The 23,837-nt window shown below is 71.0% G+C and carries 22 protein-coding genes; 6 read left to right on the top strand and 16 right to left on the bottom strand.

Annotation, left to right across the window (positions count from 1 at the left end; all coding sequences use genetic code 11):
- Positions 1–126: 126 nt before the first annotated feature.
- Positions 127–1,344 carry a DUF2637 domain-containing protein gene (locus IF00_RS0132440; RefSeq protein WP_030324283.1) on the top strand — a complete coding sequence of 406 codons (1,218 nt, stop codon included), beginning with the start codon at positions 127–129 and terminating at the stop codon, positions 1,342–1,344.
- A gap of 79 nt (positions 1,345–1,423) precedes the next feature.
- Here the strand turns inward: IF00_RS0132440 and lysS are convergent, their stop codons facing one another.
- Positions 1,424–3,205 carry a lysine--tRNA ligase gene (lysS, locus tag IF00_RS0132435; protein WP_051820725.1) on the bottom strand — a complete coding sequence of 594 codons (1,782 nt, stop codon included), beginning with the start codon at positions 3,203–3,205 and terminating at the stop codon, positions 1,424–1,426.
- A 161-nt stretch (positions 3,206–3,366) separates the two neighbouring features.
- Here lysS and argS point away from each other — a divergent pair, with 161 nt between their 5' ends.
- On the top strand, positions 3,367–5,142 hold the full coding sequence (argS, locus tag IF00_RS0132430) for an arginine--tRNA ligase (protein WP_030324280.1): 1,776 nt from the start codon (positions 3,367–3,369) through the stop codon (positions 5,140–5,142).
- Positions 5,143–5,207: 65 nt separating this feature from the next.
- On the opposite strand, the gene IF00_RS0132425 is transcribed toward argS, so the two are convergent.
- Positions 5,208–5,477 carry a DUF1876 domain-containing protein gene (locus tag IF00_RS0132425; RefSeq protein WP_030324279.1) on the bottom strand — a complete coding sequence of 90 codons (270 nt, stop codon included), beginning with the start codon at positions 5,475–5,477 and terminating at the stop codon, positions 5,208–5,210.
- 109 nt (positions 5,478–5,586) lie between these two features.
- On the opposite strand from IF00_RS0132425, the gene IF00_RS0132420 reads away from it, so the two are divergent.
- Positions 5,587–6,363 (top strand): DUF4253 domain-containing protein, encoded by a 777-nt coding sequence (locus tag IF00_RS0132420; RefSeq protein WP_030324277.1) that lies wholly within the window; start codon positions 5,587–5,589, stop codon positions 6,361–6,363.
- 7 nt (positions 6,364–6,370) lie between these two features.
- Here IF00_RS0132420 and hemB read toward each other — a convergent pair whose 3' ends face one another.
- From hemB to IF00_RS0132390, 6 genes are all read right to left on the bottom strand, one after another.
- Complete coding sequence (gene hemB / locus IF00_RS0132415; protein WP_030324276.1) at positions 6,371–7,375, bottom strand: porphobilinogen synthase; 1,005 nt, start codon at positions 7,373–7,375, stop codon at positions 6,371–6,373.
- Positions 7,376–7,586: 211 nt separating this feature from the next.
- Complete coding sequence (locus IF00_RS0132410; RefSeq protein ID WP_030324274.1) at positions 7,587–9,257, bottom strand: bifunctional uroporphyrinogen-III C-methyltransferase/uroporphyrinogen-III synthase; 1,671 nt, start codon at positions 9,255–9,257, stop codon at positions 7,587–7,589.
- Positions 9,254–10,240 (bottom strand): hydroxymethylbilane synthase, encoded by a 987-nt coding sequence (hemC, locus tag IF00_RS0132405; protein ID WP_030324272.1) that lies wholly within the window; start codon positions 10,238–10,240, stop codon positions 9,254–9,256. Before hemC ends, IF00_RS0132410 begins: the two co-directional genes overlap by 4 nt.
- Positions 10,237–11,592 (bottom strand): glutamyl-tRNA reductase, encoded by a 1,356-nt coding sequence (locus IF00_RS0132400; protein WP_030324271.1) that lies wholly within the window; start codon positions 11,590–11,592, stop codon positions 10,237–10,239. Before IF00_RS0132400 ends, hemC begins: the two co-directional genes overlap by 4 nt.
- Positions 11,589–12,386 carry a redox-sensing transcriptional repressor Rex gene (locus IF00_RS0132395; RefSeq protein ID WP_030324269.1) on the bottom strand — a complete coding sequence of 266 codons (798 nt, stop codon included), beginning with the start codon at positions 12,384–12,386 and terminating at the stop codon, positions 11,589–11,591. Before IF00_RS0132395 ends, IF00_RS0132400 begins: the two co-directional genes overlap by 4 nt.
- Before the next feature lie 272 nt (positions 12,387–12,658).
- Positions 12,659–12,940, bottom strand: a complete 282-nt coding sequence (locus IF00_RS0132390) for a glutaredoxin family protein (protein WP_030324268.1) — start codon at positions 12,938–12,940, stop codon at positions 12,659–12,661.
- Between the two features lie 93 nt (positions 12,941–13,033).
- Here IF00_RS0132390 and IF00_RS0132385 point away from each other — a divergent pair, with 93 nt between their 5' ends.
- The 3 genes from IF00_RS0132385 to IF00_RS0132375 all read left to right on the top strand — a co-directional run bounded on the left by IF00_RS0132385 (position 13,034) and on the right by IF00_RS0132375 (position 16,763).
- Positions 13,034–13,993 carry an HAD family hydrolase gene (locus IF00_RS0132385; RefSeq protein WP_030324266.1) on the top strand — a complete coding sequence of 320 codons (960 nt, stop codon included), beginning with the start codon at positions 13,034–13,036 and terminating at the stop codon, positions 13,991–13,993.
- Positions 13,994–14,431: 438 nt separating this feature from the next.
- Positions 14,432–15,220, top strand: coding sequence for an ECF subfamily RNA polymerase sigma factor, BldN family (locus IF00_RS0132380; RefSeq protein WP_030324264.1), 789 nt, complete (start codon positions 14,432–14,434; stop codon positions 15,218–15,220).
- Positions 15,221–15,518: 298 nt separating this feature from the next.
- Positions 15,519–16,763 (top strand): DUF5667 domain-containing protein, encoded by a 1,245-nt coding sequence (locus tag IF00_RS0132375; protein WP_030324263.1) that lies wholly within the window; start codon positions 15,519–15,521, stop codon positions 16,761–16,763.
- Positions 16,764–16,833: 70 nt separating this feature from the next.
- On the opposite strand, the gene IF00_RS0132370 is transcribed toward IF00_RS0132375, so the two are convergent.
- From IF00_RS0132370 to IF00_RS0132340, 8 genes are all read right to left on the bottom strand, one after another.
- Complete coding sequence (locus IF00_RS0132370; protein ID WP_030324261.1) at positions 16,834–17,907, bottom strand: lysophospholipid acyltransferase family protein; 1,074 nt, start codon at positions 17,905–17,907, stop codon at positions 16,834–16,836.
- Positions 17,908–17,922: 15 nt separating this feature from the next.
- The gene (locus IF00_RS0132365; protein ID WP_078944931.1) at positions 17,923–19,035 is read right to left on the bottom strand and encodes an NAD-dependent epimerase/dehydratase family protein; all 1,113 of its coding nucleotides are present in this window, start codon (positions 19,033–19,035) and stop codon (positions 17,923–17,925) included.
- Between the two features lie 138 nt (positions 19,036–19,173).
- Positions 19,174–19,272 (bottom strand): 30S ribosomal protein bS22, encoded by a 99-nt coding sequence (locus IF00_RS44210; RefSeq protein ID WP_003948845.1) that lies wholly within the window; start codon positions 19,270–19,272, stop codon positions 19,174–19,176.
- Between the two features lie 164 nt (positions 19,273–19,436).
- A complete protein-coding gene (locus IF00_RS0132360) occupies positions 19,437–19,646 on the bottom strand; it encodes a helix-turn-helix domain-containing protein (RefSeq protein WP_015034391.1) in 210 nt (69 codons plus the stop codon).
- A gap of 127 nt (positions 19,647–19,773) precedes the next feature.
- Complete coding sequence (locus IF00_RS0132355) at positions 19,774–20,589, bottom strand: phosphatase (protein ID WP_030324258.1); 816 nt, start codon at positions 20,587–20,589, stop codon at positions 19,774–19,776.
- A gap of 96 nt (positions 20,590–20,685) precedes the next feature.
- A complete protein-coding gene (locus IF00_RS0132350; protein ID WP_030324256.1) occupies positions 20,686–21,861 on the bottom strand; it encodes an acetoin utilization protein AcuC in 1,176 nt (391 codons plus the stop codon).
- The gene (locus IF00_RS0132345) at positions 21,830–23,035 is read right to left on the bottom strand and encodes an MFS transporter (protein ID WP_030324254.1); all 1,206 of its coding nucleotides are present in this window, start codon (positions 23,033–23,035) and stop codon (positions 21,830–21,832) included. The genes IF00_RS0132350 and IF00_RS0132345 overlap by 32 nt, the downstream gene beginning before the upstream one ends.
- Before the next feature lie 43 nt (positions 23,036–23,078).
- The gene (locus IF00_RS0132340; RefSeq protein ID WP_030324253.1) at positions 23,079–23,726 is read right to left on the bottom strand and encodes an HAD family hydrolase; all 648 of its coding nucleotides are present in this window, start codon (positions 23,724–23,726) and stop codon (positions 23,079–23,081) included.
- Positions 23,727–23,837 lie beyond the last annotated feature (111 nt).

The raw sequence follows: 23,837 nt of genomic DNA, 5'->3' as shown, positions 1-23,837 counted from the left end.
AAACCGGCCCAGAGTGGCACGTCGATGTGGAGCCCGTCCCTCCCCCGGGGGCCGGGCTTCGCGCACATGTGCCAGTCTGTGCGCGCGAGATGTCGATTGACGGGGAGGGGATCGCGGGTGGCCGCGATGCAGCTGACACGCACACACCGGATACTCATCGGCCTCGTCATCGCCGGTGCGCTGATCATCGCGGGGATCGGTTTCGCGGGTTCGTACGCCGCCGTGCGCGAGCTCGCCGTACAGAAGGGCTTCGGCACCTTCTCGTACTTCTTCCCGATCGGCATCGACGCGGGCATCTGTGTGCTGCTCGCCCTGGATCTGCTGCTGACGTGGCTGCGGATCCCGTTCCCGCTGTTGCGGCAGACCGCGTGGGTGCTGACGGCGGCGACGATCGCGTTCAACGGCGCGGCCGCCTGGCCCGACCCGCTCGGCGTCGGGATGCACGCCGTGATCCCGATCCTGTTCGTCGTGGCCGTCGAGGCCGCGCGGCACGCGGTGGGCCGGATCGCGGACATCACCGCGGACAAGCACATGGAGGGCGTCCGGCTGACCCGCTGGCTGCTGTCCCCGGTGCCGACGTTCCGGCTGTGGCGCCGGATGAAGCTGTGGGAGCTCCGCTCGTACGAGCAGGTGATCAAGCTGGAGCAGGAGCGGCTGATCTACCAGGCGCGTCTCCAGGCCCGTTTCGGCCGGAGCTGGCGCCGCAAGGCGCCGGTGGAGGCGCTGATGCCTCTGCGTCTCGCGCGGTACGGGGTGCCGCTCGCGGAGACGGCGGCCGCGGGTCTCGCGGCGGCCGGCATCGAACCGGCCGTGCTGCCCCCGCAGCCGCAGGGCACGTCGCCGCTGCTGCCCCAGCAGCCCCAGCCGCTTCAGCCGGCCCAGCAGCCTCAGCAGGTGCAGCTCGCGCCCACGCCGCAGCCGCTTCCCGACGCGCCGGAGGATGCCGAGGGCAGCCCCTGGTTCGCCGGCCAGGCGCGGCCTGACGGCTACCAGGGCTCGTACAACCCGCAGATCGTGGACGGCCTGGAGCCGATCCCGGTGCCGGTGCCGCTCGGCCCGGAGGACGTGCCCCCGCCGGGGCCGGAGGAGTTCGTCGAGTACCCCGAGTACGTGGAGGAGCAGCCGGAACCGCAGGAGGTCGAGGAGTTCCGCGAGGTCGTCTACAAGCAGACCTGGGCGTACGCCGTGGAGAACGACCGCTTCCCGGAGACCCAGGAGCTCGAACGGCTGGTGGCCGACCACTACGGCGTCGAGCAGCTCCGCAACCCCGAGCTGCTCCACCAGGTGATCCCCGAGGTCCAGCAGCGGATCCAGCAGGACATGCAGGAGTACCGCACCCCCTGACCCGCACGGAGGTACGTGAAAGGGCCGCCGCCCGGATGCCGGGCGGCGGCCCTTTCGCGTAGTCAGCTCACCCGGGCGCTCACGCGCCGAGCAGCTTCCTCACCCGGTCCGCGCCCACGGCGAGCAGCAGCGTGGGCAGTCGCGGCCCGGTCTCGCGGCTGACGAGGAGCTTGTAGAGCAGGGCGAAGAACGCGCGCTGCGCGAGCTTCAGCTCGGGCGTCGGCTTGGCCTCGGCGTCGAGACCGGCCATGACCTTCGGGACGCCGTAGACGAGGGTGGTGAGCCCGTCGAGCGACCAGTGGCTGTCGAGGCCCTCCAGGAGCCGGCGGAGCGACTCGCGGCCCTCGTCGTCCAGGGAGCCGAGGAGCTCGGTGTCGGGCTCCTCGCGGACGATGGTGCGCTGGTCGGCCGGGACCTGGCTGGTGATCCAGTTCTCGGCGCGGTCGAGGCGCGGCCGGACCTCGTCGAGGGACGCGACCGGGTTCTCGGGGTCGAGCTCGGTCAGGATCCGCAGGGTCTGCTCGTCGTGGCCGGCGGTGATGTCCATGACCGAGGCGAGCGTGCGGTACGGGAGCGGGCGCGGGGTGCGCGGAAGCTCACCGGCGGCCGTACGGGCGGCGCGGGTGTGGGCGGCGGCGTCGGCGGGCAGCACGCTGCCGTCGGCGACCTTGGCCTCCAGCTTGTCCCACTCGTCGTAGAGCCGCTGGATCTCCTGGTCGAAGGCGATCTTGAAGGACTGGTTGGGGCGGCGGCGCGCGTACAGCCAGCGCAGCAGCGGCGCCTCCATGATCTTCAGCGCGTCGGCGGCGGTCGGGACACCACCGCGCGAGGAGGACATCTTGGCCATGCCGCTGATGCCGACGAAGGCGTACATCGGGCCGATCGGCTGGACGCCGTCGAAGATCTCGCGGACGATCTGGCCGCCGACGACGAAGGACGAGCCGGGCGAGGAGTGGTCGACGCCGGAGGGCTCGAAGATGACGCCCTCGTACGCCCAGCGCATCGGCCAGTCGACCTTCCAGACCAGCTTGCCGCGGTTGAACTCGCTGAGCTTCACGGTTTCGGAGAAGCCGCAGTTGGTGCAGGCGTAGGCGAGCTCGGTGGTGTCGTCGTCGTACGAGGTGACCGTGGTCAGGTCCTTCTCGCACTGACTGCAGTACGGCTTGTACGGGAAGTAGCCCGAGGAGCCGCCGGAGCCGTCGTCCTCGCTCGCCGCGCCGGAGCCCTCCTCGGCCTCCAGCTCGGCCTCGTCGAGGGGCTTCTGCGACTGCTTCTTCGGCGTCTTCTTCGTCCGGTACTGGTCGAGGATGGCGTCGATGTCGCCGCGGTGCTTCATGGCGTGCAGGATCTGCTCGCGGTAGGTGCCCGCGGTGTACTGCTCGGTCTGGCTGATCGGGTCGTACTCGACGCCGAGCTCGGCCAGCGACTCGACCATGGCGGCCTTGAAGTGCTCGGCCCAGTTGGGGTGGGGCGAGCCGGCGGGGGCCGGGACCGAGGTCAGCGGCTTGCCGATGTGCTCGGCCCAGGACTCGTCGATGCCCTCGATGCCGTTCGGCACCTTGCGGTAGCGGTCGTAGTCGTCCCAGGAGATCAGGTGCCTGACCTCGTGCCCCCGGCGGCGGATCTCGTCGGCGACCAGGTGCGGGGTCATGACCTCGCGGAGGTTGCCCAGGTGGATCGGGCCGGACGGGGAGAGACCGGAGGCGACGACGACCGGTTTGCCAGGCGCACGTCGCTCCGACTCGGCGATGACCTCGTCCGCGAAACGGGAGACCCAGTCGGTCTCGGTGCTGCTCTGAGCCACGGTCGGTACGTCCTTCTTCCTGGGTGGGATGCTGCCTGAGGGGCCTACGTGAGCCATTCTCCCAGACGGAAGAGCGCTCCCCGAGGTTGTCCACAGGCGGAGATCGCCCGCGCCCTCCGGTCGTCCACAGGCGGGGAAATCACGTTGCGCTCCCATGGGACACTTGACAAGCGATTTGGACGCACAGAACTCCCCGAACTCAACAGGAACGGAAGCTCATGGCCTCGGTCCCTTCCCTCGCTTCGACCGTGCAGCAGCGCCTCGCGGACGGCCTCTCGGCAGCTCTGCCGGACGCCGCGTCCGCCGACCCGCTGCTGCGACGAAGCGACCGGGCCGACTTCCAGGCCAACGGCATCCTGGCGCTCGCCAAGCAGCTCAAGGGCAACCCGCGTGAGCTGGCCACCCAGGTCGTCGCCGCGATCCCGGAGAACGACGTCCTGAAGGAGATCGAGGTCTCGGGCCCCGGCTTCCTGAACATCACGGTGACGGACGCGGCGATCGTGCGGACCCTCGCGGCCCGCGCCGCCGACGCCCGGCTCGGCGTGCCGTTCAACGAGTCGGCAGGCACGACGGTCATCGACTACGCCCAGCCGAACGTGGCGAAGGAGATGCACGTCGGTCACCTGCGCTCCGCCGTGATCGGCGCCGCGATGGTCGAGATCCTGGAGTTCACCGGCGAGAGCGTGGTCCGCCGCCACCACATCGGCGACTGGGGCACCCAGTTCGGCATGCTCATCCAGTACCTGATCGAGCACCCGCACGAGCTGGACCACACGGCCGAGGACGGCGCCGAGGTCTCCGGTGAGGAGGCCATGTCGAACCTGAACCGGCTCTACAAGGCCTCGCGCGCGCTCTTCGACTCCGACGAGGAGTTCAAGACGAGGGCCCGGGCTCGGGTCGTCGACCTCCAGGCCGGCGACGAGCGGACCCTCGCGCTCTGGCAGCGGTTCGTCGACGAGTCGAAGATCTACTTCTACTCGGTCTTCGACAAGCTCGACATGGACATCCGGGACGCCGACGTCGTCGGCGAGTCCGGCTACAACGACATGCTGGTGGAGACCTGCCGCATCCTCGAGGAGTCGGGCGTCGCCGTCCGCTCCGAGGGTGCGCTGTGCGTCTTCTTCGACGACGTGAAGGGCCCGGACGGCAACCCGACCCCGCTGATCGTCCAGAAGTCCGACGGCGGCTTCGGCTACGCGGCGACGGACCTGTCCGCGATCCGTGACCGCGTGCAGAACCTCAAGGCGACGTCCCTGGTGTACGTGGTCGACGCCCGCCAGTCGCTGCACTTCAAGATGGTCTTCGAGACCGCTCGCCGGGCCGGCTGGCTGAACGAGGACGTGAAGGCGGTCCAGCTGGCCTTCGGCACGGTCCTGGGCAAGGACGGCAAGCCGTTCAAGACCCGTGAGGGCGAGACGGTCCGGCTGGTGGACCTGCTGGACGAGGCCGTGGACCGCGCGACGACGGTCGTGCGCGAGAAGGCCGAGAAGGTGGGCCTGACCGAGTCGGAGATCGTCGAGAACGGCCAGTACGTGGGCATCGGCGCGGTGAAGTACGCCGACCTGTCGACGTCGGCCGCCCGCGACTACAAGTTCGACCTGGACCAGATGGTGTCGCTGAACGGCGACACCTCGGTGTACCTGCAGTACGCCTACGCACGGATCAGGTCGATCTTCGGGAAGGCCGGCGACCGCACGCCGCTCGCCCACCCGGAGCTGGAGCTGGCACCGGCCGAGCGCGCGCTGGGTCTGCACCTGGACCAGTTCGGCGAGGTGATCGCCGAGACGGCCGCGGAGCACGCCCCGCACAAGCTGGCCGCGTACCTGTACCAGCTGGCGTCGCTGTACACGACGTTCTACGACCAGTGCCCCGTCATCAAGCCGGAACCGGCGCAGGAGGTCGCGGAGAACCGCCTCTTCCTCTGTGACCTGACCGCCCGCACCCTGCACCAGGGCATGGCTCTGCTGGGCATCCGGACGCCCGAGCGCCTCTGACGGTCCCGGAGCGACATCCGAAGGCGAAGCCCCCGGTACGGATCACCGTGCCGGGGGCTTCGTCGTCAACGGATGGTGTGCGAGGTCCGGCCCGAGACCTCGTCGATCTCCGTGTGGGCCTTCTGGAGCAACTGAGAGGCGAGATCCATCAGCGCGCGTGCGCCGGCGATCTCCTCGCCCACCCTGAGCTGGTCCGGGTCGGAAGGGTGGCGGTTGGCCGTGCCGTGGGCCCGGAACTCGGTGCCGTCGGTCAGCCGCACCATGGCCGCGGCCCGCGTCCGGTCACCCTCCTCCTGGAACTCCATCTCCACATGCCATCCGACGAGCGTGTGCATCATGAGGACCACCTCCAGCGAGGACCTGTCGGCTACCTCTCCAGGGTGCGCCGACGCGTGCCGCACCACCACTCGCTCCGTTGTCAGTGGCGCCCCGTACGTTCTGCGCATGGCGATGATCCCGAACCAGCTGCCCCGGCTCGCAGCCGACCCGACCGGCCGTTCACTCGGCCTCGACCTGCCGCCCGGCGCCCTCACCGGCCCGGCGGACGCCCCGTACATCTGGTCGGGACACGGCGCGGCGGGGCCCGCCGCCTGGAGCGCGCTGCGGCCGGCGGCCCGCTCGGCGGGCCTGCTGCCGGTGCTGCTGGGCGGTGACTGGAGCCTGGACCAGTGGGAGCTGGAGCCCGGGCGGATGAGCGACCCGGCGGACCATGACGCGGACGAGGTCCTCGCCGAGTTCTGGGACGCGAACGCGTCCGACGAGATACCCGAAAGCGCCGGCTGGCCGGGCCTGGCCCCGGCGCAGCCGTGCGACACGGACCCGGACAAGGCGGCGGCCGCCGTCGCCGAGATGCTGACGGAGCCGGGCTTCTGGCTTGAGGACGCCCGCCCGGCCCTGGTTCCGGCGCGGCGCAGCGCGGACATACCGGCGGTGATCGGCTGGAGCGGGCCGCTGAACCACGAGAACGACGTGGCCCGGCTGTGTGCGGTGCTGCGGTCCTGGGAGGACCGTTTCGGGGCCCGTGTCGTCGCGCTCACCTTCGACCAGCTGGTGGTCTCGGTCGGGTCCCCTCCCCAGACCCTGGAGGAGGCCGAGGCGCTGGCGGCGGAACACTTCGCGTTCTGCCCGGACAACATCGACCAGGGCCCCCGCGGCGGCCTGCGCGCCTACGCGCGGACGGGGCTGCTGGACAGCCCCGTCTGGACCTTCTGGTGGGACTGAGCCCCGGCTAGACGCGCGCGGCGGACAGCTTCTGGGCGACCTCGGTGGCCCAGTAGGTGAGGATCATCTGCGCGCCGGCCCGCCGGATACCGGTCAGGGTCTCGAAGATCGCCCTGTCGCGGTCGATCCAGCCCTTCTCCGCGGCGGCCTCGACCATCGAGTACTCACCACTGATCTGGTACGCGGCGACGGGCACGTCCACGGACTCGGCGACCTTGGCGACGACGTCGAGGTACGGCCCCGCCGGCTTGACCATCACCATGTCGGCGCCCTCCTCCAGGTCGAGGGCGAGCTCGCGCAGGGACTCCCGCAGGTTGGCGGGGTCCTGCTGGTAGGTCTTGCGGTCGCCCCGGAGGGAGGAGCCGACGGCCTCGCGGAAGGGGCCGTAGAAGGCGGAGGAGTACTTCGCGGTGTAGGCGAGGATCGACACGTCCTCCCTGCCGATGGTGTCCAGGGCGTCCCGTACGACGCCGACCTGGCCGTCCATCATCCCGGAGGGGCCGACGACGTGGACGCCGGCGTCCGCCTGGACCTGGGCCATCTCGGCGTAACGTTCCAGCGTGGCGTCGTTGTCGACGCGGCCGTCGGCGTCGAGGACGCCGCAGTGGCCGTGGTCGGTGTACTCGTCGAGACAGAGGTCCGACATGATCACGAGCTCGTCGCCGACCTCGGCGCGGACGTCCCGGATGGCGACCTGAAGGATCCCGTCGGGGTCGGTCCCGGCCGTCCCCGCCGCGTCCTTCTTCTCGTCCTCGGGCACGCCGAAGAGCATGATCCCGGAGACCCCGGCCTCCACGGCCTCGGCCGCGGCCTTCCGCAGGGTGTCGCGCGTGTGCTGGACGACACCGGGCATGGCCTGGATCGGCACGGGCTCGGTGATCCCCTCGCGCACGAACGCGGGAAGGATCAGATCGGCGGGATGCAGCCGCGTCTCGGCCACCATCCGCCGCATGGCAGGCGTCGTCCGCAGCCGCCGCGGCCGCGCCCCGGGAAAGGATCCGTACGAGTTCATAGCCCCGAGGCTACGCCCGCCCAAAGAGTGCTTTTACCGACACGGCGTCCGCGTCATCGGCATGCGCCCCGCCCCGTTGTGGGCAATCGTTGCGCAGGGCGGAACGGGTGGGGCAACGCCGACAGAGCCGGCGCAGCGCCCCGTAGCCCGCACCACCAGGGCCCACGAGAGGAAAAGGGCGGGGCCGAATAGAGGCCCCGCCCCACACCACCTACGTGGTCCGCCGCCTCCGGGCACCCGGTCGCCGCTCGGAAGGCCGCGTCACCGGATCCCCGGCTTCCAGCGCGGCCTCCCGCCGCCGCAGCCCGAAGTCCGCCAGCGCCTCCGCCAGCTTGTGCACCGACGGCTCGGGCGACAGCACGTCCACCCGCAGCCCGTGCTCCTCGGCGGTCTTCGCCGTGGCGGGACCGATGCACGCGATGACGGTCACGTTGTGCGGCTTCCCGGCGATACCGACCAGGTTGCGCACCGTCGACGACGACGTGAAGAGCACGGCGTCGAACCCGCCGCCCTTGATCGCCTCCCGCGTGTCGGCCGGCGGCGGCGAAGCGCGTACGGTCCGGTACGCGGTGACGTCGTCCACCTCCCACCCGAGCTCGATGAGGCCGGCGACCAGCGTCTCCGTCGCGATGTCGGCCCGCGGCAGGAAGACACGGTCGATCGGGTCGAAGACCGGGTCGTACGGCGGCCAGTCCTCCAGCAGACCCGCCGCGGACTGCTCCCCGCTCGGCACCAGGTCCGGCTTCACACCGAAGTCGACCAGCGCCGCGGCCGTCTGCTCGCCCACCGCCGCGACCTTGATCCCGGCGAAGGCACGCGCGTCGAGCCCGTACTCCTCGAACTTCTCCCGTACGGCCTTCACCGCGTTGACCGACGTGAAGGCGATCCACTCGTAGCGCCCGGTCACGAGCCCCTTGACCGCACGCTCCATCTGCTGGGGCGTGCGCGGCGGCTCGACGGCGATGGTCGGCACCTCGTGCGGCACCGCGCCGTACGAACGCAGCTGGTCGGAGAGCGACGCGGCCTGCTCCTTGGTACGCGGCACGAGCACCCGCCAGCCGAACAGCGGCTTCGACTCGAACCACGACAGCTGGTCCCGCTGCGCCGGGGCGCTGCGCTCGCCGACCACGGCTATGACCGGCCGGTGGCCCTCGGGCGAGGGGAGGACCTTGCCCTGCTTGAAGACCTGGGCGATGGTGCCGAGCGTGGCGTTCCAGGTCCGCTGCCGGGTGGTGGTACCGGCGATGGTGACGGTGAGCGGGGTGTCCGGCTTACGGCCTGCCGCCACCAGTTCACCGGCGGCCGCGGCCACCGAGTCGAGCGAGGTGGACACGACGACGGTGCCGTCGGAGGCACCGACCTCGGTCCAGCACCGCTCGTCGGCGGTGCGGGCGTCGACGAAGCGCACGTCGGTGCCCTGGGCGTCGCGGAGCGGGACGCCGGCGTACGCGGGTACGCCGACGGCCGTGGCGACGCCGGGGACGACCTCGAAGGGGATGCCCTCGGCGGCGCAGACGAGCATCTCTGCTCCCGCGTTGCCGTCGAGGCCGGGGTCGCCGGTCACCGCACGGACGACCCGCCTGCCGCCCCTCGCGGCCTCCATGACAAGATTGGCCGCGTCCCTCAACACGGGGACACCGGCGGTTGTTGACGCCTCGTCAACAACCGTCAGCTCCGGCGTGCTCACCCCCGCCCGAGCGTGGCCGCGAACGACCTCGAGCACCTCCGGCTCGGCGATCAGGACATCCGCTCCGGCGAGGGCCTCCACGGCCCTGAGGGTCAGGAGTCCGGGGTCACCGGGACCTGCGCCGAGGAATGTGACGTGTCCATGGCCCGCGAAGGCCGGGGACAGCGGGCTGGTGGTCGGGCTGGTGGGGTTCAAAGTGCTCGCTCCCCCATAAGACCGGCCGCACCCTTGGCGAGCATCTCGTCCGCGAGTTCGCGTCCGAGCGCCATGGCCTCGTCGTGCGAGGTGGGTACGGGTCCGGTGGTGGACAGCTGCACCAGCGTCGAGCCGTCGGTGGTGCCGACGACGCCGCGCAGGCGCATCTCGGTGACAACCTGCCCGTGACCGGGGTCGTCGGCCAGCAGGTCGGCCAGCGCACCCACGGGTGCGGAGCAGCCGGCCTCCAGGGCGGCGAGCAGGGATCGCTCGGCGGTCACGGCGGCCCGGGTGAGCGGGTCGTCGAGCTCGGCGAGCATGGTGACGAGTTCGGCGTTCGACGCCGGGCACTCGATCGCCAGGGCCCCCTGGCCGGGGGCGGGCAGGACGGAGTCGACCGACAGGTGGTCGAGCGACAGGGAGCCGGTGAGCTCCGCCGTCCCGCCGATGCGGTTGAGGCCTGCCGCGGCGAGAACCACCGCGTCCAGTTCCCCGCTGCGTACGTAGCCGACCCGGGTGTCGATGTTCCCCCGGATCGGGACGCAGGTGATCTCCAGGCCGTGGTTGCGCGCGTACGCGTGGAGCTGGGCCATGCGCCGCGGCGAGCCGGTGCCGACCCGGGCGCCCTGGGGCAGCCGGTCCAGCGTCAGTCCGTCGCGGGCGATCAGCACGTCGCGCGGGTCCTCGCGCTCCGGGATCGCGGCCAGCACCAGGTCCGGGTGCTGCGCGGTCGGCAGGTCCTTCAGGGAGTGGACGGCGAAGTCCACCTCGTCCGCGAGCAGCGCGTCACGCAGGGCGGCGACGAAGACGCCGGTGCCGCCGATCTGCGCGAGGTGCTCCCGGGAGGTGTCCCCGTACGTCGTGATCTCCACGAGCTCGACGGGCCGGCCGGTCAGCTGCCGGACCGCGTCGGCCACGTGCCCGGACTGGGCCATGGCGAGCTTGCTGCGCCTGGTCCCGAGCCTCAGTGCCCTCTCGGTCATACTCGCCCTCGGTTCTTGACGTCGGCGTCATTCAGGTCGGCCCGGCTGACAGAAGCCACCGTCTCCGGGTCGAGGTCGAAGAGTGTCCGCAGCGCGTCCGCGTACCCGGCACCGCCGGGCTCGCTCGCCAGCTGCTTGACCCGCACGGTCGGCGCGTGCAGGAGCTTGTCGACCACGCGGCGCACGGTCTGGGTGATCTCGGCGCGCTGCTTGTCGTCGAGGCCGGGCAGCCGGCCCTCGAGCCGGGCGACCTCGCCGGCCACCACGTCGGCGGCCATGGTGCGCAGGGCGACGACGGTGGGGGTGATGTGGGCGGCGCGCTGGGCGGCGCCGAAGGCCGCGACCTCGTCGGAGACGATGCCGCGCACCTGGTCGACGTCGGCGGCCATCGGCGCGTCGGCGGAGGCCTCGGCGAGCGACTCGATGTCGACGAGCCGGACACCGGGGATGCGGTGGGCGGCGGCGTCGATGTCGCGGGGCATGGCGAGGTCGAGCAGGGCGAGCGGGGTGCGTCGGCCCTGGACGGCGGTCTCGATGTCGTCCCCGGTGAGGACGAGTCCGGTGGCGCCGGTGCAGGAGACGACGACGTCGGCACGTGTCAGTTCGTCGCCGACGGCAACCATCTCGACCGCGTGCGCGGCCACTCCCGTACCCCCGGGCTCGTTCAGGATCTGCGCGAGCCGCTCGGCACGGGCCAGGGTGCGGTTGGCGATGACGATCTCGGAGACACCGGACCGCGCGAGCGTGGCGGCGGCCAGCGAGGACATCGAGCCGGCGCCGATGACGAGCGCCTTCTTGCCCTTGGCCCAGGTGTCGACGTCGGTGCCGTCGGCCAGCTGCTCCAGGCCGAAGGTGACGAGCGACTGTCCGGCCCGGTCGATCCCGGTCTCGCTGTGGGCGCGCTTGCCGACCCTCAGGGCCTGCTGGAACAGGTCGTTGAGGAGACGGCCGGCGGTGTGCAGCTCCTGGCCGAGGGCCAGGGCGTCCTTGATCTGGCCGAGGATCTGCCCCTCGCCGACGACCATCGAGTCGAGCCCGCAGGCCACCGAGAAGAGGTGGTGGACGGCCCGGTCCTCGTAGTGCACATAGAGATAGGGGGTGAGCTCGTCCAGGCCGACGCCGCTGTGCTGCGCGAGCAGCGTGGACAGCTCGGCGACACCGGCGTGGAACTTGTCCACGTCGGCGTAGAGCTCGATGCGGTTGCAGGTGGCCAGGACGGTGCCCTCGGCGGCCGGTTCGGCGGCGAGGGTGTCCTGGAGGAGCTTGGCCTGGGTGTCCGCCGCGAGTGCCGCCCGCTCCAGGATGGAGACGGGGGCGCTGCGGTGGCTGAGGCCGACGACGAGGAGGCTCATGCCGGCATCACGGCGGGGACGTCCCCGTCGGGTCCCTTGCGGCTGCCGCCCGTCGCGCCCCGGGGGGCCGGCGGCGCGACGGCCGTGGCGGTCTCCTCGTCGACGGCCGCGTCGGCCTCGGCGTTCGACTCCTCGCCGGCCTTGCGCTGCTCGTGGAAGGCGAGGATCTGCAGCTCGATGGAGAGGTCGACCTTGCGCACGTCCACGCCGTCGGGCACGGAGAGCACGGTCGGGGCGAAGTTCAGGATGGAGGTGACTCCGGCGGCCACGAGCCGGTCGCAGACCTGCTGGGCGACACCGGCCGGGGTCGCGATGACGCCGATGGAGACGCCGTCCTCCTCGATGATCTTCTCGAGGTCGTCGCTGTGCTGGACGGGGATCCCGGCGACCGGCTTGCCGGTCATGGCGGGGTCGGCGTCGATCAGCGCGGCGACGCGGAAACCGCGGGACGCGAAACCGCCGTAGCCGGCGAGCGCGGCACCGAGGTTACCGATACCGACGATGACGACCGGCCAGTCCTGGGTGAGCCCCAGCTCGCGGGAGATCTGGTAGACGAGGTACTCGACGTCGTAGCCGACCCCGCGGGTGCCGTAGGAACCCAGGTAGCTGAAGTCCTTGCGCAGCTTCGCGGAGTTGACCCCCGCCGCGGCGGCGAGCTCTTCGGAGGAGACCGTGGGTACGGAGCGCTCCGAGAGCGCGGTGAGTGCGCGCAGATACAGCGGAAGCCGGGCGACGGTGGCCTCGGGAATTCCTCGGCTACGGGTCGCCGGTCGGTGAGTTCGGCCAGTTGCCACGGTGCTCCTGCGGGATGAGCGGGGCTGCAGGCGGCCATATGTCCCAAGACCGCCCCGTCGAATGCAGGCTATGTCTTTGTGAACGCGTGCACAAAGATGGTGTCCGTTTTGTCCGCCCAAAGTGACCGGGGTCACGCGGCTGGTTCGTATCGTCACGGAACCGCGCGGCGTGTCAGCGCGTTGAGAACCCGAAGGGGGCAAAACCGCACACACTCCTCACGACCCCGCCCCCGAAACCCAACAAAACGTCCATGATGGTAGCCGTCTTTCGGTCACGCACCCAGTTCGCGCCGGAGCCGCCCGGCGTCCACGCGCCAGAAGGTGTGCTGCTCGCCGTCGACCAGGACGACGGGAATCTGCTCCCAGTACGCCCGGTGGAGCTCCTCGTCCTGGGTGATGTCCTTCTCCTCCCAGCGCGCCCCCGTCTCCGCGCACACGGCCTCGATCACCGCGCGGGCGTCGTCGCAGAGATGACAGCCCGGCTTGCCGATCAGCGTCACCGTGCGCGAAGCGGCGTCCGTCTTCTTCTTCGTCCGTCCGAACATGACGTCCATTCTGTCCCTGATTAACAGGGGAGCCCCACAGTGTTCACGCCGCGGCATCGTCACAAGTCGGGAAGTACCGAACAGACTGGCTATGCTCACCGCATGGCCGCTCTGGGATGGCTCACCCCCCGTAGGCGCTCCGCCACCGCGCGCAGCGTGCTCGCAGGCGAGGCCGCTGCCGAGGCAGCGCGCAAGTCCTCGCTCCAGCTGGAACGGGAGCGGGAGGAGGCGGCGGCCCATGAACCCGCGGAGGCCGAGACCCCGCCCGAGCCCGAGTTCCCGGTCGTCGGCGACGTACGGGCGGCCGCGTTCTTCGATCTCGACAACACCGTGATGCAGGGCGCGTCGATCTTCCACTTCGGCCGCGGCCTGTACAAGCGGAAGTTCTTCCAGCGGCGTGAACTCGCCCGCTTCGCCTGGGCACAGGCCTGGTTCCGGATCGCCGGCGTCGAAGACCCCGAGCACATCCAGGAGGCCCGCGACAGCGCCCTGTCCATCGTCAAGGGCCATCGCGTCTCCGAACTGATGTCGATCGGCGAGGAGATCTACGACGAGTACATGGCCGACCGCATCTGGCCCGGCACCCGCGACCTCGCCCAGGCGCACCTGGACGCGGGCCAGAAGGTCTGGCTGGTCACGGCCGCCCCGGTCGAGACGGCCACGATCATCGCCCGCAGGCTCGGCCTGACCGGCGCGCTCGGCACGGTCGCCGAGTCCGTCGACGGCGTCTACACCGGCAAGCTGGTCGGCGAGCCCCTGCACGGCCCGGCGAAGGCCGAGGCGGTACGGGCCCTCGCCGCCGCCGAGGGCCTCGACCTGAACCGCTGCGCCGCCTACAGCGACTCGCACAACGACATCCCGATGCTCTCGCTCGTCGGCCACCCGTACGCGATCAACCCGGACACCAAGCTCCGCAAGTACGCGAAGGCCCGGGACTGGCGACTGCGCGACTACCGGACGGGCCGCAAGGCCGCCAAGGTCGGCATCCCCGCCGCCGCGGGTCTGGGCGCCCTGGCCGGCGGCACGGCGGCCGCGGTCGCCCTGCACCGCCGCCGCCACTGAGGCCCGGTTCCCCGCTTCTCTCCCGGCCCGCCCGATCGGTCTGCCGATACGTTTCGGCCGCGATCATCTGCGACAACCCCGGACCAGGCGCCCTCACCCGTCCGTGGTCGAACACCACCGCACAGGTCGACTCCCAGGCATTCGGGGCTCCTTACCCCGCAGCGGCCTCGATCACTCACCGGTCCTGCACTTGAGCACAACGCAACGCCCGCGCAGTCACACTCGGAAGCAAACCGATCAACAATCGGTCACCAATCGCACCTTGATCCGACTGCAAGCAGTAACAGAACCGACGGAACCGGTGATTTGAGCAACTGGGTGTAGCGCTGCCTGTACGAAGCGTTATTCTCCTGGGACGCACAAAGGACCCCTCACGTCGCTACGACGGGTGAACGGTCCCGCACTGCACGTGATGGAAGCTCTGCCTCTGGGAGTCCCGTGTACCCACACGTCGGGGTTGACACCTCGGGCCTGGCTACGCTGCGCGCAACGGTCCTCGACCGTTTGCGCGGCTTCGTCCCCACCGCGTACGCCGGCCCTGTCCCCGCCTTCGCCTTCGCCGCACCGGCACCCGCCGGCCCTTGTTATGCCCTGGCCGACGGCGGCGCCGCCGTGGGCAGACGCGGTGCCCGGTCCGGAACCTCGACCACCGCCCCCCGCCGCCCCACCGCCGACAGCGACAGCGCTCGCATGATGGATCTGGTCGAGCGCGCCCAGGCGGGCGAGGCCGAGGCCTTCGGCCGGCTGTACGACCAGTACAGCGACACCGTCTACCGCTACATCTACTACCGCGTCGGCGGGAAGGCGACGGCGGAGGACCTCACAAGCGAGACGTTCCTGCGCGCCCTGCGCCGGATCTCCACCTTCACCTGGCAGGGCCGCGACTTCGGCGCCTGGCTCGTCACCATCGCCAGGAACCTGGTCGCCGACCACTTCAAGTCCAGCCGCTTCCGCCTGGAAGTGACCACCGGCGAGATGCTCGACGCCAACGAGGTCGAGCGCAGCCCCGAGGACTCCGTCCTGGAGTCCCTCTCCAACGCCGCACTCCTCGACGCGGTCCGCCGCCTCAACCCCCAGCAGCAGGAGTGCGTCACCCTGCGCTTCCTCCAGGGCCTCTCGGTCGCCGAGACCGCCCGGGTCATGGGGAAGAACGAGGGGGCGATCAAGACCCTCCAGTACCGGGCCGTCCGCACCCTGGCCCGCCTTCTCCCGGACGACGCCCGCTGACCGGTCCGCTCCCCCCACACACGCCCCTGCGGACCGGACCGCGCCCCCGTCCCCGTATCTCCCCCCACACCCCCACGACCCCCGCCCAACTCACAGTCGGTGACGCCTCGATGACGCACTGGTCCGATCATCTTTCGCGCGTAACCCAAGTGCCGCGCCGCTCGTTGTGCGGGATGCAGGCTCCCTGTGGACACGCCATGTCCGCAGCCACTCACTCTTTCGTGTGGATGCGCTCAAGGTGTGCAACCTTCCGGACACTCCGGGGAGTCGACCGTCATGACGAGAGGAGGTGCCGCCAGTGATCGCGAACGTATCGGCGCACCGGCGGGCGAACGCCTTCGCCCAGGCCCTGGAGGACCGGGAGTCCGAGGGCGCGGCGGCCGAGCAGCCGGAGACTCCGGCAGAACCGGCCGAACAGGGGCGGCTGTTGGCCGTGGCGAACGGCCTCGGCGAACTGCCGAAGCCACAGCTGGATCCCGAGGTCAAGGTGGTGCAGCGAGCCCAGCTCGTCGCCGCCATGGAAGCGATGCTCATGGAAGGGAGCGCGGCCGGGGGCCCCACGGTGCCCGAGCAGCGCACCGCCGGCGGCAAGGGCGCCCACCGGGCGTCCCCACTGCGGAAGCTGCGGCCCCGCTCCCGCTGGTCCAAGGGCCTCGCCGCCGGCGGCCTCACGGTGGGTGTGGCGGCGGGCGCCTTCAGCGGCGTCGCTGCCGCCAGCTCCGACGCGCTCCCCGGTGACTCGCTCTACGGGCTCAAGCGAGGCATGGAGGACATCAAGCTGGGCATGGCGGACGACGACGCGGACCGCGGCGGCATCTACCTCGACCAGGCGTCCACCCGGCTCAGCGAGGCCCGCAGACTCATGGAGCGCGGCCGCGTCGGCGACCTCGACCACGAGTCGCTCACCGAGATCCGCAGGGTCCTGGGCGGGATGAAGCACGACGCCACCGAAGGCCACCGGCTGCTCCGCCAGGCGTACGAGCGGGACGGCGAGATCGCCCCGATGGCCCGGCTCAATTCCTTCGCGCAGGCCCACCGGGACACCTGGAACGGCCTTCGCGACCGGCTCCCCGTCCAGCTGTCGGACGTGGGAAGCGAGGTCACGCACGTCTTCGACGCCATGGACGAAGACGTCGAGCCCCTCCAGTCGGTGCTCCCCCGCACCCCCGAGAAGGGCGCGATCGGCACGGAGAGCCCCAGCGGCCGCCCGAGCACGCCGCAGAACCCCCAGGGCACGGACACCCAGCGTCCGCCGTCCACCCACGACTCCCCGTCCTCGGGCAGCCACTCCGCACCGCCCCGCCCGTCGGGCCCCAGCACGGGCACCAGCCCGAGCGCCGACAGCGGCACCGAATCGCCGGAGGACGACGGTCTCCTCGGCGGCAACACCGGCGGACTGCTCAAGCCCCCCGCCTCCCCGACCGGCACACCGACCGCCCCCACGGTCGGCCAGCCGCCGACCGAGATGCCGGACGTCACCATTCCGCCCATCCTGCCGGGCCTGCTTCCAGGCCTCGGCATCGACAGCGAGGACGCTCGCTAGCAAGGAAGGAGGGGCGCCCCCACGGACGGGGGGCGCCCCTTCTTCCTTGCTCCGAACGGACGGCACGTGGTCAGAAGAAGACCGACCGCCTCTGCACCAGCAACTTGTAGAGCGTGTGCTGGATCTGCTCCCGCACCTGATCCGTCAGGTTGAACATCAGCATCGGGTCCTCCGCCGCCTCCGGCGCGTACGAGTCCGTCGGGATCGGCTCACCGAACTGGATCGTCCACTTCGTCGGCAGCGGCAGCGCCCCGAGCGGCCCCAGCCAGGGGAAGGTCGGCGTGAGCGGGAAGTACGGGAAGCCGAGCACCCGCGCCAGCGTCTTGGCGTTCCCGATCATCGGGTATATCTCCTCGGCCCCGACGATCGAGCAGGGCACGATCGGCACCCCGGCCCTAAGCGCCGTCGACACGAAGCCGCCCCGCCCGAACCGCTGGAGCTTGTACCGCTCCCCGAAGGGCTTCCCGATCCCCTTGAAGCCCTCCGGCATCACGCCGACGATCTCGCCGGAGCGCAGCAGCCGCTCCGCGTCCTCCGCGCAGGCCAGGGTGTGCCCCGCCTTGCGGGCCAGCTCGTTGACGACCGGCAGCACGAACACCAGATCGGCGGCGAGCAGCCGCAGATGCCGCCCGGCCGGATGGTGGTCGTGGACGGCGACCTGCATCATCAGTCCGTCCAGCGGCAGGGTCCCCGAGTGGTTCGCGACGATGAGCGCCCCGCCCTCGGCCGGGATGTTCTCGACGCCCTTCACCTCGACCCGGAAGTACTTCTCGTACAGCGGGCGGAGCAGCGACATCAGGACCTGGTCGGTGAGCTCCTCGTCGTAGCCGAACTCGTCGACCTCGTAATCGCCGGTGATCCGGCGCCGCAGGAACGCGAGCCCGCCCGCGAGCCGCCGCTCCCAGCCGCCGGCCACGGGCCCGGCTCCGGCCGCGGCCTCACCGACGCCCCCTGTGTCGGCACCGACGGCCTCCCCGGCCTCGCCGGGAGCCGGGCCCTCCTGGCTCCCCTCCGGCTCCTGGGGGCCCTGCTGGGGCCCCGGCAGGGCCCGTACGGCCGCCGCCTCGCCGTCGGCGCGGCCGCCGGGCCGTCGCCGGGCCCGCGACCGGTCGTCGTCGAACGGAATGACCTTGGCGTCCGCCATCGCTGTCCGGTCTCCTCAGGCGCCGTCGTGAACAGAGTGAACAGAGCGCACCTCGTGCGCAGGGGGTACGGCGGCCACGGGGTCGCCCGGCCGCGCGGCCGACGAGCCCAGCCGCCCCGCGATCCGGTCCACCGCCCCCGCCAGCGTCTCCGGCGGCAGCAGCCCCGGCCCCCGGCCCCGCGCGAAGTCCGCAAGGGTCTCCGCCGTGGTGTAGCGCGGCGAGAAACCGAGCACCTCGCGCGTCTGCAGCGTCGACACGACCCGGCCGTGGGTGAGCAGCCGGATCTGCTCGGGAGCGAAGTCGGTGATCCCTACGGTCCGCAGCGCCGTCCCCACCCAGGTGACGGCCGGCAGCAGCACCGGCACGGTGGGCCGTCCGAGCCGCCGCGCGCACTGCGAGAGCAGGAGAACCCCGTCGCCGGCGATGTTGAAGGTGCCGCTGTTCAGGGTGGCCCTGCGGGGCTCGTGCGCCGACAGACGCAGCACATCGATGACATCGTCCTCGTGGACGAACTGCAGCCGCGGGTCGTAGCCGAGGACGGTCGGCAGCACCGGCAGCGCGAGGTACTCGGCGAGCGGCGAGTCGATCCTGGGCCCGAGGATGTTCGCGAACCGCAGCACGCACACGGCCACGTCGGGGCGGCGCCGGGCGAACCCCCGCACGTACCCCTCGACCTCGACGGCGTCCTTCGCGAAGCCCCCGCTGGGCAAGGACTTCGCAGCCGTCGTCTCGGTGAAGACGGCCGGGTCGCGCGGAGCGGAGCCGTAGACACTGGTACTGGACTTGATCACGAGCCGGCTGATCCGCGGCGACTTCTGGCAGGCGCCGAGCAGCTGCATCGTGCCGATGACGTTGGTCTCCTTGACCGACGTACGGCCGCCTCCGCCGAGCGTCGTACCGGTGACGTCCAGATGGACCACCGTGTCGACGTCGTGCTCGGCGAGAACCTTCGCGATCTCCGGCCGGCGGATGTCCGCCCGTACGAACTCTGCGGCGCCGAGCTGGTGCGCCGGGTCGACCGCGTCCACCGCGATCACCCGGTCCACCTCCGGATCCCGCTGGATCCGCCGCACGAAGCGGCCCCCGAGATGCCGGGCGGCACCGGTGACGAGCACGACCTTGCCCAAGATCAGCGCCTTCCGTCCGTTTTCCGTTGGTCGCCACCGTAGCGCCTCAAGATTTCCGCGCAAATAAAACGTGGCCCTCCACCGCGAACGGTGAAGGGCCACGCCTGACGCACTGAACGCTGCGAAGCAGCTGTCGCCTTACTTCTTGTTGCGACGCTGAACGCGCGTGCGCTTGAGCAGCTTGCGGTGCTTCTTCTTGGCCATCCGCTTACGCCGCTTCTTGATAACAGAGCCCACGACTACCCTCGCTCACTTCTCGGAACATCCCCGCCTCCCGGCGGGGATCGGTGCGGGGCGTCTGGGCCCACACGACCTACGTCGGCCTAGCCTACCGTCCCGAGCACCGCGCTTGTAATCCGAGGGACATACGGAGCTTTCCCGGCGTTGTCGCCGCGCTCGCGCTACGCGGTCCCCACCCCCACGAAGGACTCCCGCAGGTACTCGTGAACCGCCTGTTCCGGCACCCGGAAGGACCTGCCCACCCGGATCGCCGGCAGATGACCGCTGTGCACCAAGCGGTACACGGTCATCTTGGACACGCGCATCACCGAGGCGACTTCCGCCACGGTCAGAAACTTGACCTCGTTGAGAGGTCGTTCGCCAGCAGCCATGACCCACCTGTACCTTCCGCCGCGACGCCCACCGGCTTCCCCTCCGGTGACTCTTCGTCGCCGAGCGCTCACGCTCCAGACTAGGGGCGGGTGGTACGAGTGGGGAAGAGGAGCTACCACCTGCCGTTTACCGTGACAGACACGCTCGATTGAGTACATAGCGCGTCAGCGGACGGTAGTAGTCGGAGCGCACGCCGTCATCAAGCGGAACGGCCACCGACACCTGCCCCTCCGCCTCACCGACGAACAGCGCGGGATCATCCGTATCGGCGAGACCGATGGCCTCGATACCCAGCTGACCAGCCCCGCAGACCCAGCCGTGGTCGCCGACGACGAGCGCCGGCAGCGGCCCGCCTGCCTCGGCCGCACTCTCCAGAGCCGCCCTAACCGGCAGCGGAGAGTGGGAGTGCGCCCCCGGCTCGCGCCCGCCCCCCGACGGCCCCGGCTCTCGCACCAGTGCGACCCCCCGTACGTAGTCGAGGAGGTACGTGCGTACGCCGAACCGGGTCGTTATGTCGACACATCGCCCCTGCGCCGGTGTGAGAACAAGACATCCCGCCGCCGACAAGGCGTCTGCGAGAGCGACGTAGAAACCAAGCAGCCGGTGCGGATGGCCCGTCCCGAGGAGCACCGGAACCCGCCGCGCGGCCGCCGCACCCAACCGCGCCGCGAAGGCGTCGAGCCCCCTCAGCGTCCGCTCGGGATCGATCACGTCGGGCCCCGACCGATGCTCCGGATCGTCGGACACCCCGCACTTGTCGGCCATCAGCCGCAGCAGATCGGCCTCACCCCACCCCCAGGCGGGATCCAGCCCCAGCAGCACCCGCGGATCCCGCGCCGCGAAGAGCCGATAGCTCCGCAGGCTCTCCTCCCGCGACGTCGCCACCGTTCCCGCCAACCCCGCCGCCAACAGATGCGCCCGCAGCGCCCCGGTACTCAACACCCTCCCGATGCTGCCGGAACACCCCTCCCCCGGAGCCGAAACCCCCGGGACACCCCACCGTCGGCGTAACGCCCGCCAGAACGTTCCGGCTGATACCTACGCGAGCATCCCCCGCAGCGGAAATGCCGCCTTCCGGGTCGCGAGCACCGCCTGGTCCAGCCGGTCCGCCGGGTCGTATCCCCCGGACCAGTCCCGGAAGCCCACCGGCCACAGCCCGTCCGTCATCCGCCCGGGCCCCGGCTGCCGGGTCCGCGCGTACACCTCGTCCCGCCAGGACGACGGGATGACCGACTCCGGATCCACCGGGGCATGCGCCGCGATCCCCACCAGATGCGTCCACGACCGCGGTACGACGTCGACCACCGCGTATCCGCCCCCGCCCAGGGCCAGCCAGCGACCCTCGGCGTATGTGTGCGCCAGCTCGTGACAGGACTCCTGCACCGCCCGCTGCGCGTCGAGCGACACCGCGAGATGGGCCAGCGGATCCTCGAAGTGCGTGTCCGCCCCGTGCTGGGTGACGAGAACCTGCGGCCGGAAGTCCGCGAGCAGCTCCGGCACCACCGCGTGGAACGCCCGCAGCCACCCCGCGTCGCCCGTCCCGGCCGGCAGCGCCACGTTCACGGCCCCGCCCTCACCGGGCCCGGCCGCCCCGGTCTCCTCCGGCCAGCCCGTCTGCGGGAACAGCGTCCGGGGATGCTCGTGCAGCGACACGGTCAGCACCCGGGGATCCTCCCAGAACGCCGCCTGCACCCCGTCCCCGTGATGGACGTCCACATCCACGTACGCGACCCGCTCCGCGCCCAGCTCGAGCAGCCTCGCGATCGCCAGCGACGCGTCGTTGTAGATACAGAACCCCGACGCGGCCCCCGGCATCGCGTGATGCAGACCGCCCGCGAAGTTCACGGCGTGCGCGGCCTCCCCGCGCCACACCGCCTCCGCCGCGCCCACCGACTGCCCGGCGATCAGCGCCGACGCCTCGTGCATCCCGGTGAACGCCGGATCGTCGACCGTACCGAGCCCGTACGACTGGTCGGCGTGCCGCGGGTCGGCCGACGCCGCCCGCACCGCCGCCACATAGTCCTCACGGTGGACGAGACGCAGCGTCGAGTCCCCGGCCGGCTTCGCCGCGACCACGTCCACGGCCCGGTCGAGCCCGTACGCCCGCACCAACGACATCGTCAGCGCGAGCCGTACCGGATCCATCGGATGCTCGGACCCGAAGTCGTACTGCGTGACAGCTTCATCCCACATCAACAGTGCGCGGCCGCTCATGCCCGCCACCGTATCGGGCCGGTCGCGAACCGAACGACGTGGCATACACCACCGTCACCAGGACAAGCACCATCGGCACCAGCATGGCTCCCCGGTAGCTCCACGCGTCACCCAGCGCCCCCACCAACGGGGAGCCGATCAGGAACCCGACGTAGTTGAAGACATTGAGCCGCGCCACCGCCGCGTCACTCGCCCCCGGGAACAACCGCCCGGCCGCCGCGAACGTCTGCGGCACGATCACGCTCAGCCCGAGCCCCAGCACGGTGAACCCGAAGATCCCGATCCACGCCCCCGGCGACACCGCCACCACCGCGAACCCCAGCGCCCCCAGCACGGCGCCGGCCCGCACGACCGTCGCCGCCCCGAACCGCCGCACCCCGAAGTCCCCCACGGCCCGCCCGAGGAGCGTCGTGACCATGTACGCGTTGTACGGCACGGTCGCCAGCTCCTCCGAGCCGCCCAGCACGTCCTGGAGGTACTTGGCGCTCCAGTTGGAGACCGTCGAGTCCCCGATGTACGCGAAGGTCATCACCAGGCACAGCGGCAGCAGCAGCGTGAAGGCGACTCCGCTCCTCTTGCCGTCCCCCGCCTCCGCCGCGACGCCGACCCCGTCGCCCCCGGCCACGTACCAGCGGCTCCCGACGAAGGCGAGGGGCAGCAGCACCGCCACGACCGGCAGGTAGGAGACGAAGAGCGACAGATGCCAGTGCGCCCCCACCCAGGCCAGCGAGGCTCCCGCGATCCCGCCGAGGCTGTACGAGGCGTGGAAGCCGAGCATGATGCTCCGCCCGTACGCCCGCTGGAGGCTGACCCCCAGCATGTTCATGGAGGCGTCGAGCGCACCGACCGCGAGCCCGAAGAGCCCCAGGGCCAGGGCCGCGTGCCACAGCCGGTCCCCCACTCCCACGGCGAGCAGCGCCAGGAGCACGAACGGCTGAGCCCATCGCAGCACCACCGCGGGCCCCACCCGGGCGACGACCTTCTCGGTCATCACACTCGCGACACCGGCCAGGATCGGCACGGCGGCGAGGAAGGCCGGCAGCAGCGCGTCCGAGATCCCGTACCGGTCCTGGATCGCCGGTATTCGGGTCACGAGCAGGGCGAAGGTCACCCCCTGCACAAAGAAGCTGACCGCCAGGGATCCCCGCCCACGCCGCAACCGCGCATCCGTCATGGCGGCACAGCGTAGGGCCGGAACCTACCCGGGGGTAGATGGATCACAGTCCCAATATCGCCGGCAGTTCGTCCATGGCCCCGAAGAACCCCTTGGCGCCGGCGAGCTTCTCCTCGGGCGTCATCGCGGTGAACCCGTACACGTCCATCCCGGCCGCCACGGCCGCCTGCACCCCGAGCCTGCTGTCCTCGACCACCACACACCGCTCGGGCGCCACCCCCATCCGCGAGGCGGCGTGGAGAAAGAGATCGGGCGCCGGCTTCCCCCTGCCGACGTCCTCGGCGCTGAAGACGAGCTCGTCCGGGAACCATGCGTCGAGCCCGGTCTTCCGGTGCCCCACCCGGATCCGCTCATGACTCCCCGAGGAGGCCACACAGTACGGAACCTCCGCCTCGGCCAGCTGCTTGAGCACCTCTCCAGCCCCGGGCACGGCCTCGAGCTCGGCCTGGAAGGCAGCGAAGACCCGCGCGTGGAACGTCTCGTCGAACCCGTCCGGCAACCGCTGCCCGCTCCGCTCCTCGACGAGTTCGTGAATGCGGTGCATGGCGGATCCCATGTAGTCGCGTACGGATTCCTCGTACGTGGTGGGATGCCCGAGCTCCGTCAGATAGCCGGCCAACAGCGTGTTGGAAATCGGCTCACTGTCCACGAGCACACCGTCGTTGTCGAAGATGACCAGGTCGTAGCGCATGAACCCAGCTTAGAACGCAAAAATGCCTCAACCCCCGGACATGGTCCGGGGGTTGAGGCTAAAAATTGTTCGGCGGCGTCCTACTCTCCCACAGGGTCCCCCCTGCAGTAC

This window comes from Streptomyces flavochromogenes, assembly GCF_000717595.1.
Classification (GTDB): domain Bacteria; phylum Actinomycetota; class Actinomycetes; order Streptomycetales; family Streptomycetaceae; genus Streptomyces; species Streptomyces flavochromogenes.
Note: the sequence above shows the minus strand (reverse complement) of the source record. Positions and strands in the feature narration are given on the sequence as shown.

What these genes read in the sequence shown, in the direction of transcription:
- IF00_RS0132385 (WP_030324266.1), top strand. Translation starts at nt 13,034, where the DNA reads ATGGCCGCTCTGGGATGGCTCACCCCCCGTAGGCGCTCCGCCACCGCG.
- IF00_RS0132420 (WP_030324277.1), top strand. Translation starts at nt 5,587, where the DNA reads ATGGCGATGATCCCGAACCAGCTGCCCCGGCTCGCAGCCGACCCGACC.
- IF00_RS0132440 (WP_030324283.1), top strand. Translation starts at nt 127, where the DNA reads ATGCAGCTGACACGCACACACCGGATACTCATCGGCCTCGTCATCGCC.
- IF00_RS0132425 (WP_030324279.1), bottom strand. Translation starts at nt 5,477, where the DNA reads ATGCACACGCTCGTCGGATGGCATGTGGAGATGGAGTTCCAGGAGGAG.
- IF00_RS0132350 (WP_030324256.1), bottom strand. Translation starts at nt 21,861, where the DNA reads ATGAGCGGCCGCGCACTGTTGATGTGGGATGAAGCTGTCACGCAGTAC.
- IF00_RS0132360 (WP_015034391.1), bottom strand. Translation starts at nt 19,646, where the DNA reads ATGGCTGCTGGCGAACGACCTCTCAACGAGGTCAAGTTTCTGACCGTG.
- argS (WP_030324280.1), top strand. Translation starts at nt 3,367, where the DNA reads ATGGCCTCGGTCCCTTCCCTCGCTTCGACCGTGCAGCAGCGCCTCGCG.
- IF00_RS0132400 (WP_030324271.1), bottom strand. Translation starts at nt 11,592, where the DNA reads ATGAGCCTCCTCGTCGTCGGCCTCAGCCACCGCAGCGCCCCCGTCTCC.
- IF00_RS0132340 (WP_030324253.1), bottom strand. Translation starts at nt 23,726, where the DNA reads ATGCGCTACGACCTGGTCATCTTCGACAACGACGGTGTGCTCGTGGAC.
- IF00_RS0132390 (WP_030324268.1), bottom strand. Translation starts at nt 12,940, where the DNA reads ATGGACGTCATGTTCGGACGGACGAAGAAGAAGACGGACGCCGCTTCG.
- IF00_RS0132345 (WP_030324254.1), bottom strand. Translation starts at nt 23,035, where the DNA reads ATGACGGATGCGCGGTTGCGGCGTGGGCGGGGATCCCTGGCGGTCAGC.
- hemC (WP_030324272.1), bottom strand. Translation starts at nt 10,240, where the DNA reads ATGACCGAGAGGGCACTGAGGCTCGGGACCAGGCGCAGCAAGCTCGCC.
- lysS (WP_051820725.1), bottom strand. Translation starts at nt 3,205, where the DNA reads ATGGCTCACGTAGGCCCCTCAGGCAGCATCCCACCCAGGAAGAAGGAC.
- IF00_RS0132370 (WP_030324261.1), bottom strand. Translation starts at nt 17,907, where the DNA reads ATGGCGGACGCCAAGGTCATTCCGTTCGACGACGACCGGTCGCGGGCC.
- hemB (WP_030324276.1), bottom strand. Translation starts at nt 7,375, where the DNA reads ATGAACTCGTACGGATCCTTTCCCGGGGCGCGGCCGCGGCGGCTGCGG.